This window comes from Paenibacillus sp. J22P165, from assembly GCF_059692015.1.
Window position 1 is genome coordinate 127,487 of record NZ_JCAUAP010000016.1, and the last position, 13,066, is coordinate 140,552.

Annotated in this window: 11 protein-coding genes and 1 rRNA gene; all 12 read left to right on the top strand. The window is 48.1% G+C overall.

Annotated features, from left to right (window positions below; all coding sequences use genetic code 11):
* The first annotated feature begins 321 nt into the window (after positions 1 to 321).
* Entirely contained in the window at positions 322 to 1,386 is a 1,065-nt protein-coding gene (locus AC58QM_RS30870) for an ABC transporter ATP-binding protein (RefSeq protein WP_497288590.1), read from the top strand.
* Positions 1,379 to 2,095, top strand: coding sequence for an ABC transporter permease subunit (locus AC58QM_RS30875; RefSeq protein ID WP_173117120.1), 717 nt, complete (start codon positions 1,379 to 1,381; stop codon positions 2,093 to 2,095). Before AC58QM_RS30870 ends, AC58QM_RS30875 begins: the two co-directional genes overlap by 8 nt.
* Before the next feature lie 5 nt (positions 2,096 to 2,100).
* A complete protein-coding gene (locus AC58QM_RS30880; RefSeq protein WP_497288591.1) occupies positions 2,101 to 3,489 on the top strand; it encodes a GldG family protein in 1,389 nt (462 codons plus the stop codon).
* A complete protein-coding gene (locus AC58QM_RS30885) occupies positions 3,486 to 4,418 on the top strand; it encodes a DUF4340 domain-containing protein (protein WP_497288592.1) in 933 nt (310 codons plus the stop codon). The genes AC58QM_RS30880 and AC58QM_RS30885 overlap by 4 nt, the downstream gene beginning before the upstream one ends.
* A 115-nt stretch (positions 4,419 to 4,533) precedes the next feature.
* A complete protein-coding gene (locus AC58QM_RS30890) occupies positions 4,534 to 4,758 on the top strand; it encodes a hypothetical protein (RefSeq protein ID WP_497288593.1) in 225 nt (74 codons plus the stop codon).
* Between the two features lie 30 nt (positions 4,759 to 4,788).
* Positions 4,789 to 5,706, top strand: coding sequence for a spore coat protein (locus tag AC58QM_RS30895; RefSeq protein WP_497288594.1), 918 nt, complete (start codon positions 4,789 to 4,791; stop codon positions 5,704 to 5,706).
* Positions 5,707 to 5,905: 199 nt separating this feature from the next.
* Positions 5,906 to 6,391, top strand: a complete 486-nt coding sequence (locus tag AC58QM_RS30900; protein WP_310500990.1) for a DUF6130 family protein — start codon at positions 5,906 to 5,908, stop codon at positions 6,389 to 6,391.
* A gap of 177 nt (positions 6,392 to 6,568) precedes the next feature.
* Entirely contained in the window at positions 6,569 to 7,270 is a 702-nt protein-coding gene (gene pcrB / locus AC58QM_RS30905; RefSeq protein WP_497288595.1) for a heptaprenylglyceryl phosphate synthase, read from the top strand.
* Positions 7,271 to 7,277: 7 nt separating this feature from the next.
* Positions 7,278 to 9,665, top strand: coding sequence for a DNA helicase PcrA (pcrA, locus tag AC58QM_RS30910; RefSeq protein WP_497288596.1), 2,388 nt, complete (start codon positions 7,278 to 7,280; stop codon positions 9,663 to 9,665).
* Between the two features lie 56 nt (positions 9,666 to 9,721).
* Positions 9,722 to 11,743: an NAD-dependent DNA ligase LigA gene (gene ligA / locus AC58QM_RS30915; protein WP_497288597.1), complete on the top strand. Its 2,022-nt coding sequence runs from the start codon at positions 9,722 to 9,724 to the stop codon at positions 11,741 to 11,743.
* Between the two features lie 27 nt (positions 11,744 to 11,770).
* On the top strand, positions 11,771 to 12,781 hold the full coding sequence (locus tag AC58QM_RS30920) for a DUF1835 domain-containing protein (RefSeq protein ID WP_497288598.1): 1,011 nt from the start codon (positions 11,771 to 11,773) through the stop codon (positions 12,779 to 12,781).
* Between the two features lie 220 nt (positions 12,782 to 13,001).
* A 16S ribosomal RNA gene (locus AC58QM_RS30925) occupies positions 13,002 to 13,066 on the top strand; the annotation flags it as partial.

The following is a 13,066-nucleotide window of genomic DNA, read 5'->3' on the forward strand; positions in this document are numbered from 1 at the left end:
AACGGAGGCTGAAACTGAATTATTAAGAGTGGACCGTCGGCACAGGTGTGCTGACGGTTTTTTGTGTTCACTCCGCCTATTCTCACTATCCCTTTGGCTCAGAGGAGAATGTTGTTGAATGTTTTAGTTGGAATTGTAGCCTGAGTGAAGGGGATAGTGGAGATAATGAGAATGAACAGGGTATATCACATAGGCAAAACGTCGTTCACAATTTGGACATAATTTTTTAATCTATTTTTCAGATTTGTTTAAGGTTGGTTTATTGTTCCGCCCGTATAGTGATGATGAATAATACGAACGCATAGAAATGGGGGATCTTGGATGCTAGAGGTCAAACAAGTCAGCAAGCTGTACGGAAATGATCGCGGCGTGCATAACATCGACTTCTCGATGCAGCGCGGTGAAATCGTCGGCTTCTTAGGGCCGAATGGTGCTGGCAAAACAACGACGATGCGCATGATTACAGGTTACCTGAATCCAACGCATGGTCAAATATGGGTGGACGGTCACTCCATGGCCGATAACCCGAAGAAGGCGCGCCGCAAGATCGGTTACTTGCCTGAAACACCGCCCCTGTACCCTGAGATGACGGTACAGTCCTATCTGCGCTTCATCGCGAACCTGCGCGATGTGCCTGCGCGCGAGCAAAAAATGCGTGTCGGCGAAGCCATCGACAAGCTCGGACTGCAAGGTCGCGAGAAGCAAATCATTCGCTCCCTCTCCAAGGGCTACAAGCAGCGCCTCGGACTCGCGCAAGCGATCCTACACCAACCGGATCTGCTCATTCTGGACGAGCCCACGTCGGGCCTCGATCCGAAGCAGATCATCGAGATCCGCCAGCTCATCCATGAGCTGGGCGAGAACCACACTGTGCTGCTGAGCACGCACATTTTGCCTGAGATTAACGCGATTTGTAACCGCGTTCTTATCATTAACCAAGGCCGCGTCGTACTCGACGAGCGGCCAGAGAATCTCGGCCGCACGATGGGCGAGACGTTCGAGGTGTCGCTCGAGGTCAAGGGACCTCGAGAGCGGATCTTGACCGAACTGCGCAGCCTGCCGTCCGTCGGCGAAGTCAAAGAGGTAGACGCACCAGTTGGCGTAGCTGAAGCGCCAGCCGCATCGGCAGCACCTTCGCTTGACGAAGCTCCAGCTCCAGCCCCAACAGACGCAGCATCCGAGTCCGTGAAGCTCCTCGTCACCTCCGCAGATCGTGCGGAAGACATTCGCGAGGCGGTATTCTTCCGTCTTGCAGGCGCGGGCTTGCCGATCCTAGCGATGAAGCGGGAAAGCCTCAGCTTAGAGGATATCTTCCTCAAGTTGACGACGGACGAGCCTGCCGACACGACCAGCACATCCCAAGAGGAGGGTGACACCGATGCGTAGAATTTGGGCGATTTGCTCCAAAGAGCTGCAAATGTATTTCTTTTCGCCAGTTGCGTATGTGGCGTTTGCCTTCTATGTGCTGTTGTCGAGTTTCTTCTTTTACGTGAACTTCGTGGCTGGACAGCCGCCGATTGTGGATGCGCGCTCCATTGTGGGCAATACCACGTTCATCTATTTGTTCATCATTCCATTGCTCACGATGCGTCTTGTTGCAGATGAGTTCCGTCAAGGTACAGATGAGTTACTCCTGACATCACCTGCAGGAATTAGTGAAATCGTGCTAGGTAAATATTTGTCCGCATTAATCGTGCAAGTTGGTCTAGTGGCGATCTCCTTGGTATATCCACTTATCATGTCTTCCTTCGGTACACTAGATATGCCTGTCACATGGTTATCGTACCTGAGCATGTTCCTGCTTGGCTGCGCGATGATGGCCATTGGCTTGTTTGCATCCAGCTTGTCGAATAATCAGATGGTTGCAGGGATTACAGGCTTTGTTATTTTGCTGTTGCTGTGGCTGCTTGATTGGGTTAGCAGCAGTATGACGGGTAAATTGAAGGATTATGTAGGTCAATTCTCATTGACCGGTCACTTGAGCAATCTGCAAAAAGGCGTCTTCCACGGCGGCGATATCCTCTTTTACATCACATTAACAGCTGTGTTCCTGGTTCTTTGTATACAAGTCCTTGAAAGAAAGCGTTGGAGGTGAGCGGAATGAATAAGTGGATACGGGGAACTAATGCGACTGTTCTATCAATCGCGGTTATCGGCATTTTCATTATTCTGACAATCTTCCTACACTCGCTTAAGGGCTTTCAGGTCGATTTGACGAAAAATAAAAATTTCACGCTCTCAGAGCAAACAACCGCTGCACTCAAAAATCTCAATCAGGATATTCACGTTATCGCCTTCACAAACAGTGGGGATGGCAACGATTTTGTGACCCGTCAAGTCACGGATATGGTGGCTGAGTACAAAAAGCAAAGCAGTAAAATTACGTACGATGAGTACGATATGCTGAAGCAGCCTTCGATGGCGAAGCAGTATGGGGTGGACCAAGGCGGAACGATTATATTCGAAATGGGCACCAAAAAACAAAACATCAATTTCTATGAACTTTTTGCAGGACAACAAGATGGTTCCTACACCTTCTCAGGTGAAGAGAAGTTTACACAAGCGATTCAAAGCTTGACATCTACAGAGAAACATACGGTTTACCTCCTATCAGGTCATCAAGAGTATCCGGCATCAGCAATGAGTATTTTCAAAAGCAGCTTAGCTGCTGCTAACTACGACGTGAAGGATCTTAACCTGTACGTGGATGGCAAAATCCCGGATGATGCGCAAATGCTCATGCTGCTTGGGCCGACCAACGATCTGAACGACAAAGAAGCAGAGCTCATTCAGACCTATTTGAAGGGTAAAGGTAAAATTTATATCACGCTGGGCTTCAACAAGGATATGACGACGAAATGGAAAAACATCGATGCCATCATGAAAACCTATGGTATTCAAGATCAGCATGCGATTGCGATTGAAACGAAGCAGACGTCCTTGTATGACCCGTTAACGATTATTCCAGAGTACGGTTCACATGATATTACCAACAAATTATCGAGCAATAATTTAATTACAATGCTGTCGCTGGCTGTCAGTTTGAATGCAGACGAAAGCGCGCCGGATTATACGAAATCCTTGTTGTTAACGACAACAGATAAAGCTTACGGTGAAACAGACATTAATTTGCTGGCACAGAACAAAACGAAACAAGATGCAACGGATGTCAAAGGACCTTTGAACTTGGGCTACGCCATCTCAGACAAAGATAACAAGCCGAAAGCAGTTATTTTAGGTGGTTCTACATTCGTGTTGGATGAAGATATTCAAAATCAGGGTAATAAGGACTTTGCTTTGAACAGTATTGGCTGGCTGCAAGAACAGAAAGATCAAATTACGATCCGTCCACGTCAAGGGGATGCGTTCCAACAAGCAATGATTACACCTAGCCAAGCGAATACGATTTTCCTCATTACTATCGTGTTCTTACCACTGTTATTCCTCGTTATTGGCGGCCTGATCTGGTGGAGGAGGAGAAGAGGATGAAGAGGTTTATTCCAACCATTCTGTTAGTCGTCATTTGCATCGGTGGTTTCTGGTACGCCTCGAGCAAAGACTTCTTCCAAGAGAAGAAAGATGAACCCAAGTCCCTTTTGACTCTGAAGCAAGAAGATGTGAAGGCTGTCTCGGTGAAAACAGAAGAGGGGCAGATTGAGTTAAGCCGTACGACCAATGGTTGGGATATGCAAAAGCCAGCGGCTGCGCCGACCAATTCGAATCTCGTTGACTCTTGGCTAGATGCGCTAGGGTTGGTGTCGTCCACTAAGCTTGTGGAGGATCAAGCAACCAATCTAACCGAATATGGCTTAGATAAGCCGGTAGGGACGTATGAAATCACCTTGAAGGATGGCTCCAAACAGGGCTTGCTCGTCGGGACGGCACTCCCGATTGAAGGGTTCTCCTACGTACAAGTAGAAGGTTCGCCTGCCGTCTATCAAGTCAGTGATCAATCGTTAACATCATTGAACAAAACGCCGGTTGATTTTGCCGATACAAGTCCAATTAAACTAGAAAACGATAAGGTACAGAGCGTTAAGATGACCTGGAAGGGCCAGTCTTGGTCCCTTTCCAAAACAGATAAAGATAAAGTCGCTGCGGATGCGAACTGGAAGCTCGGAGATAAAGAGCTGAAAGGTGCGGATGCGAGTCCGTTGTTGGATCAGCTCATTTTCTTGCATAGCAGCGAACTTCCGCAAGCGGCAGCTCAAAGGCCGACTACAGGTGGAGAGCTTAAATTGGAGATTGCATTAACGGTAGATGGGAAAGACGTTACCGACGTCTACGAAGGTAAATTGAGCGGAGAACAAATCTGGCTAGCTAAGCAGGGTGGGCAGTGGGCCTACTCGCTGACAGCCGAGGATATTCAAGCGTTAGCAGATGCTTATGCGGGTAAACCTGCAAAGCCTGCTTCCTAATTAAAAAACTGCTTCCAACAGGAATTTTACTGTGAGGAAGCAGTTTTTTTGTTATTCCGACATAAAACGGCATTTTTTGGGAAAAATAGAAGAGAGGAAAGGAGGTCACATGCACATGTACAGCACGTCAGAGAACCAAGCAATTTCAGGAAAAGAACTTTCGTATCTAACGGATACATTCAAGAATGAAGAATTGTTAGCTAAGCTTTGTGTACAAGGCGCGGTGAACAGCCAGAGTCAGTCATTGAAACAAACCTTGTCTCATCTGTCGCAAGAACGATTGCAAAATATGAGCATCTTAATCAATGCTCTGCAACAACAGTCCGGAATGACCCACTAATTCGAATCTATACAAGGAGGTGCAAGACACATGTATCAGTCAAATTCGCATCAACAGCACCAGGGGCAGCAAGTCGATTTAGAAGATCTAGACTTTGCCAATTTTGTTTTGTCTGAATTGAAGCGCAGTGCGCGTGAATATACAACGGCTGCATTGGAAGCAGCTAATCCTGGCATTCGACAGACCTTCGAAACCTTATTGCAAAAAACATTGGATGATCAAGCGCTTGTTTTTCAAGAAATTCAGAGTCTTGGTGGTTATCAAATTCAACAGGCTGAGCAGCAGATGATTGAGCAAGAGATCCAGAAGCAGAGTCAGACGGCGTTACAAGTTCAATCCATCGTCCAGCAACATGTAAGCTCAGCTGCATCAATGAGCCAGTCCCAACAGGATCGAAGTTCTTTACAAGCGACGCAGTCGCAGGAAGAATCACAATCCCAGCAATATCAATCTTACCAATCACAGTCCCACCAAACTGAACAACAATACCAACAAAGACAGCCGTACAGCCAGCAACAGGGACAAGCCAATCACGTACAGAATCAAGCTGAGGCCGTGCATCAAGCACCAACGCCAACAGCAAGACCATCGTTCCAGCCTGTTAATTATGCGAACCAGTACCCGAATGCGGCTTACAACAATCAACAAGGTCGAGGTCAAGGTCAAGGATATACACCGAGTCAGACACAGCATCAGTCCTCATCTTATAACCAAACCCACACACGGAGCTACCAAGATCAAAGTCAGGATCCATCCAGCTATGGTCGTGGTTCTCAAGGGTATGCGGCTTCTTCCAACCATACGAATGAGAATCCAGGCATGACGAGTACAGGTAGACCTACGCAGGCACGTATTGTTTCACGCACACAACAAGGTATGCCATCTTCGACTACGGAAGGTAACGCCTACCTGAATAGGTCGCAAGAAGGTAATAAATATAACTTCTAACAAAGGTTAATCATGATTCAAAGGTTACGAAGACACGCTGTCCTCTCTTGGGCAGGGTGTCTTTTTTATTGTAAGACTACAAAGTCATTTAATTTAGAATTTGTCCCACTATTTTTCTAAATCAGGAATGAGTACGGCTTGGCACACATATATAAGGAACATAGGATGTCCAAACTTAGGGAGAAGGGTGCAAAAGCTGATGAAAAAAACATGGGTATATGGTGCGGCTACTTTAGTGGTACTTGGAGCATTAACAACAGCGTGCGGTTCCAAAGATGAGGTCATCCCGTCCGTAGCAACAGGGGCGAAGGATGCAGGCACCTCGACAACGGTTCAAGTGAAGACTGAAACAGGAACAGGAACAGGCGCGAAAACGACAACAACAACGACGAATGCGAAGCCTGCCATTGATGCTAACTATAAGGTCGATGGGAAGAATGTTACGATCACGTATCAAACGTCCAATTTCAAATTATCTGAGGATGACATGGATAAAGCGAACGTACTGGGCGTAGGACATCTCCACCTGTATGTGGATGGGAAGCAAAAAGCAATGATTGGTAAAACAGGTCCGTTAACCCTCACGAATTTAACAACAGGTACACATGAAATTAAACTCGAGTTGCAGCAAAATGACCACAAAGACCTCAATATTGAGAAGATTCTTAATATCGTCGTCAAATAACGAACGTTTGTGCGTATTATCGCGCAAATGAAGCTACTGTGAAGATCGGATACGTACAGTTGCATATTCCTCTAAAAGACGGGCGATTAGCCCGTCTTTTGTCATTTGACACACCAGAATGGGTAGCATAGACTGTTGATAGTATGGCACAACTGCCGCCTAATCGGAGGGAAACAATTGATCGTCGATATACGCAAGTGGAAGCATGTATTTAAGCTCGACCCCGACCGGGAGATTTCGGATGAAGCGCTGGATCAGCTCTGTTTATCGGGTACTGATGCAATTCTTGTTGGAGGATCTTCAGGAGTCACATTCGATAATACGGTGGATTTGTTATCACGAATCCGTCAATATGAGGTGCCTTGTGCCTTAGAGATTTCGAATCAAGAGGCTATCGTGCCGGGGTTTGATTTATTTTTAATACCAGTCGTACTGAATGCCGATGATCCGAAATGGATCGTTGGACAGCATCATGAGGCGCTGAAGGAATATGGGGCATTACTGAATTGGGATGAAATTGTAGCAGAAGGCTACATTATATTGAACAAAGATGCGACGGCAGCTCAGCTGACCTCAGCGCGAACTGACTTGGATGCCAAGGACGTAGCAGCTTATGCACGTATGGCGGACAAGCTTTTTAACATGTCGATTGTGTATCTGGAATACAGTGGTACCTTTGGAGATATGGAACTCGTGCGTAAGACGCGTCAGGTGCTGGAGAATGCTCGATTAGTATACGGCGGGGGAATAGACTCCCTAGAGAAAGCGCAACAAGCAGCCGAAGCAGCAGACACCATTGTGGTCGGCAATATTATATATAGTAACTTGGAGCAGGCGCTTCAGACCGTGAATGTGAACTTTGATAGAAATGGAAGGTAACCCTAACGTGAATGAAACTGTCAATATTTTAGAAGCAGTCAAAAAGTTAAACCCCCAGCAGCGCAAAGCTGTTGAAGCCGTGGATGGCCCTCTATTAATTATGGCTGGAGCGGGAAGCGGCAAGACGCGCGTGCTCACGCATCGGATTGCTTACCTCATTGGTACGCGCAAAGCGGCACCGTGGAACATTTTGGCTCTAACCTTTACGAACAAAGCGGCACGTGAGATGCAAGATCGTGTCGGTAAGTTGGTTGGCGGTAGTGGCAGTGATATTTGGGTATCCACGTTTCACTCCATGTGTGTGCGTATGCTGCGTAAAGACATCAATCGGATCGGCTTTTCCTCGAACTTTACGATTTTAGATTCTGGTGACCAACTATCTGTCATCAAAACTTGCTGCAAAGAGCTCAACATTGATACGAAGAAATACGAGCCCAAAACATTCCAAGCAGCTATCTCCACAGCTAAAAACGAACTTATCTCTCCTAAACAATTTGAAGACAAAATCGGTGATTACTTCGACGGGCTTACCTCCAAAATTTATACCCTATATCAGAAAAAGCTAAGAGCCAACAACTCATTAGATTTCGACGATTTGATTATGGCGACGATTCATTTATTTAAAGAAGTACCAGAGGTGCTGGAATTTTATCAAAATAAATTTCAATATATTCATGTCGATGAGTATCAGGATACGAACAGAGCGCAATATATGCTGTGTCAGATGATTGCGTCCAAGCATAAACGCATTTGCGTCGTTGGGGACAGTGACCAGTCCATTTATCGCTGGCGTGGAGCGGATATTAGCAACATCCTCAATTTCGAGCAGGATTACCCAGATGCAACGTCGATTCTCTTGGAGCAGAATTACCGTTCGACTTCGAATATCTTGCAGGCGGCAAATAAAGTCATTGCAAACAACACAGGTCGTAAGCCCAAGAACCTTTGGACAGATAAAGAAGGCGGCGTCGGGATTAAACTGTACCAAGCGGATACCGAGTATGAAGAAGGTTACTTCGTTACGAATGAAATCAATAAGAATAAGTCGAATGGCAAAAGATTCGGCGATCACGCGATCCTCTACCGTACGAACGCCCAGTCCCGGGTAATCGAGGAAATTTTGATTAAATCGGATATCGCCTACACCATCGTGGGCGGGGTTAAGTTCTATGATCGTAAAGAGATTAAGGATATTTTGGCTTACTTGAGACTGATCTCCAACCCGAACGATGATATCTCCTTGAACCGAATCGTGAACGTGCCGAAAAGAGGCGTTGGCGGTACGACCTTGGATAAAGTGGCGGATATGGCTGGACGTAGAGGGATTTCTCTTTTTGCCATGTTGGAGGAAGTTGATTCTCTAGAGATCAATACGAAGGCGAAACATGCCCTTGCTGATTTCCGCGAAATGGTGGATAACCTCAACCGCATGGTAGACTACTTGTCCGTAACCGAGCTGACCGAGAAAATCCTTGAAATGTCTCAGTACCGTATAGAAATGCAGCGCGAGAACACCATTGAATCTAAGGCTCGTCTTGAAAATATTGAAGAGTTCCTGTCCGTGACCATGGACTTCGAGAAACGTAATGAGGACAAATCTCTCATTTCCTTCCTTACAGACCTAGCTTTGATCGCAGATATCGATACGCTGGATAAAGACAAGCCCGAAGAAGAACAGGACGCTGTCGTTCTCATGACGATGCACAGCGCCAAAGGGCTAGAGTTCCCGGTTGTGTTCATCATCGGGATGGAAGAAGGCGTCTTCCCGCACAGCCGTGCGTTCGCCGATAACGAAGAGCTCGAAGAGGAGCGCCGTTTGGCCTATGTCGGCATCACGCGCGCCGAGCAAGAGCTGTTCCTCACGTGCGCACGTATGCGCACGCTCTTCGGCCGTACCGCCGCGAATGCGCCGTCGAGATTCCTCCAGGAGATTCCAAAGGAACTCCTGGAAACCGTCTCGGCTGGCGGCTCCAGCGGCGGCTTCTCCCGAGGTGGCCGTTCCGTCGGAGGCTCCTCGTGGGGCAGCAGCGGCAGCGCTGCTGCATCGAGCCGCGGTGGCAGCACCACCGGCTCGTCTGCCTGGGGCACACCGTCCTCCTTCGGGGGACGGCCAAGCACGGGCAGTGCCGCTAGCGCTGGCACTTCTGCTGGCGCCGCTGCGCCAAGCCCTGCGGCCGCGTCGAGACCGGCTGCGTTCCGGGCTCCGCAGCCTGCCACAGGCGGCGGCTCGACGGACTACAAAGCCAGCGACCGCGTGTCGCACGGCAAGTGGGGCGTCGGCACCGTCGTGTCCGTGAAGGGCTTGGGTGATGACACCGAGCTGCAAATTGCTTTCCCGGCGCCGGTTGGCTTGAAGCGCCTGCTTGCGAAGTTCGCTCCAATCACGAAAGTGTAGGAGCGGGCCTTAGCCTTTGAAAACCCCTATTCCCATTGAGAGAGGAAGAGCCCGCCATGACCGATAAACTCGCGGCAATGAAAACCCTCATCCAAGAAATTAACAAGCATAACCATAACTACTATACGCTGGATCAGCCCACAATTTCGGACGCGGAGTGGGATGCGCTTTATGATAAATTATCACAGCTAGAGCAGGAGACAGGGGTCACCCTGCCTGCTTCACCTACCCATCGGGTAGGTGGAGATCTGCTCAAAGGCTTTGAACCGCACCGTCATTTAGCACGTCTCTGGAGCCTGGACAAAGCGCAAAACGCCGAAGATTTAGCAACTTGGCATGCACGGGTTCTTAAGCTGATTGCCGATTACAATAGCAAAAACCCAGAAACACCACTACCAGATCCAACTTACGTGGTAGAGCTTAAGTTTGATGGGCTTACACTAAACCTTACCTATGACCAAGGGCAATTGGTTCAAGCCTCCACACGCGGAAACGGTACAGTTGGCGAGGGCATTTTAGCTCAAGTCAAAACGATTAAATCGATTCCACTTGAGATTCCTTATGATCAAGGAACGATTGAAGTGCAAGGCGAAGGCGTCATGTTCCTGTCTGTCCTTGAAGCGTACAACCAGACGGCCGCAGATCCGCTCAAAAACGCGCGAAATGCCGCAGCAGGAGCCCTGCGTAATCAGAACCCGAAATTAACCGCAGAACGCAAGCTGAACGCTTTCTTCTATAATGTGGGCTACAGCAGTGACCTCCAATTTGACAGTCATGCGGATATGGTTCAGTTTTTGCGTGATAATCTGTTCAAAGTGAGTAACCGCACACGGTACTTCTCTACGATCGAAGAGGTAAGTAGCGAGCTCGAACGCATTGCCGAAGAGCGATCCAGCTTCGACTTCCTCATTGATGGAAGCGTCGTGAAGCTGACGGATATGCGCACGCGAGAAGTCTTTGGCTATACGGAGAAATTCCCTCGTTGGGCGATTGCTTACAAGTTTGAAGCCGAAGAGGCGACGACCATCCTGCAAAGTGTATCTTGGGAAGTCGGCCGCACAGGCAAAATCACACCACTAGCCCGCGTAGAAGCTGTCGATCTTGCAGGCGTGACCGTACAGAACTGTACGCTCAACAATGTTGGCGACATTGAGCGCAAAAACCTCAAACACGCCCTAGGCAGCCTCGTCTACATCCGCCGTTCGAATGACGTCATTCCAGAGATTCTCGGTAAGGTAACCGAGGAGAATGACGGTGAGGAAATCGTGGCTCCGACGCATTGCCCGTCTTGTGGCAGTGAGCTGGAGATGCGAGGTGCGCATCTCTTCTGTCTTAACAAACTCGGCTGCAGTCCGCAGCTCGTGGGCCGGATGGCGCATTTTGCTTCGCGCGATGCGATGGATATTGAATTTTTCAGCGAGATGACCGCTTCACAGCTGCATCAAGAGCTGGATGTCCGCGATCCTGCGGATCTGTACACCTTGCAATTCGACGATCTCGTCAAGCTCGATCGCTTCGGCGAGAAGAAGGCGCGCAATCTTCTCGGCGCCCTCGATAAGAGCAAGTCCCGCGATCTCGCGTCTTTCCTGTATGCACTTGGCATCCCGAACTCGGGCAAAACCACCACGAAAGTGCTGGCCGACCACTATCGCAGCCTTTCGCGCATCATGGAAGCAACGACAGAGGAACTCATTACGCTTCCAGACGTGGGCGGTATCGTAGCGGAGAGCATTCACTCGTTCTTCCGTGACCCTGTGATGGTGTCCAGCATTGAGCGAATGTTAGCCGCAGGCGTGAACCCCGTTGCAGAGGAAGCTCCGGTCATCGTGGCCAGCGAAGATAATCCGTTCTTCGGCAAAACGATCGTCCTCACAGGAACACTTTCCTCGATGGGTCGAGACGAATGTGCGAAGAAGCTCGAAGCCATGGGTGCCAAAATCACCGGCAGTGTCTCCAAAAAGACCGACATCGTAATCGCAGGCGAAAGCGCAGGCAGTAAGCTGACCAAGGCGCAGGAGCTAGGCATTCGAATCATTGAAGATGAGCAGGAGCTTTTGCAACTGCTAGGTGAAGCTTAATCTATATAGAAGAGAGGTGACAGCGCCATGCCCAAAAAGATCATGCATATCGTTAACGGAGACGCATTTGGCGATAAGCTGCGAGAATCTGGTATCGATGGTGAGGTTTTGGTGTGGCGCGAGTCGCTCTATGAGGGACCTATCGGCATGCAGATGTCAGATAGTGCCCTTTTATCTATGAGAGCATCTTATATGAGTAACCGTTACGGCATTCCGGAGGACACTTTCAAGTCGCAGACCATCCAGCAGGAAGCGAAGATAGATACCCTCACGGATGTGGACGAGGTTGTCCTATGGTTTGAACATGATTTATATGATCAATTGATGCTGTGTTATTTGCTTTCTAGAATTACTAACTTCACTCAACGGTCCTTCCAATTATCCTTGATATGCATTGATCGATTCCCTGGCGTAGACCCTTTCTATGGCTTGGGGCAATTGTCTGTGGATCAAATCCTTCATCTGCATGGCACTGAGTTACCTGTGAGTGAGGAGCAACATGCCCTTGCCTGCAAACTATGGACAGCCTACTCGGCTTCTGAGCCTTTGCCTATGGCCTCTTTATTAGAAGAAGACCTATCGGCACTTCCTTTCCTTAAAAAGGCCCTAGAGGTCCATATAGCTCGCTTTCCTTCTATGCAAAATGGCTTGTTAGCCATTCAGCAGCTGACGCTTGAGCTGATCATGGACGATGAGGTATTGATCCTGTCTTTATTCCAAAGCTTAACTGAGCGGCTCAGCCATTACGGCTTAGGTGATTTGCAATTCTTTGGCATCCTGGATGGGCTCTGGCATTGTGAATATCCACTGGTCCAAGTGCTTGGTGGTGATAAGTTGCCAAGATACAATGAATCCTGGCCCCCGCAATTTGAAAATTACAGAGTAAAGATAACAGAATTGGGTAAACTTATTCTTACTGATAAGCAAGATCACGTTTGTCTGAACGGGATTGAAGAATGGATTGGTGGCGTTCATTTGGTTGGTAAGCAGGATATATGGCGCCGAAATGCAGTAACTACAGGCTTTGTAAGGCTGTAAGATAATGTATTTAAAAAGATGCTTGCATTTCATTTTGAAACCTGATAATATATGTTCTTGTCACCGCAAGAGCGACACATTAACGCTTTAAACGGTAACGCAATAAAGCTCCTTGAAAACTGAACAAACGAATGAAGTATATCAGCAAATTCAGTCACGTAAGTGACTACAATTGAGATTGCAAAATCTCGCTAGCTTCAAATGAGCAAGTCATCTTTCTATTATGGAGAGTTTGATCCTGGCTCAGGACGAACGCTGGCGGCGTGCCTAATACATGCAAGTCGA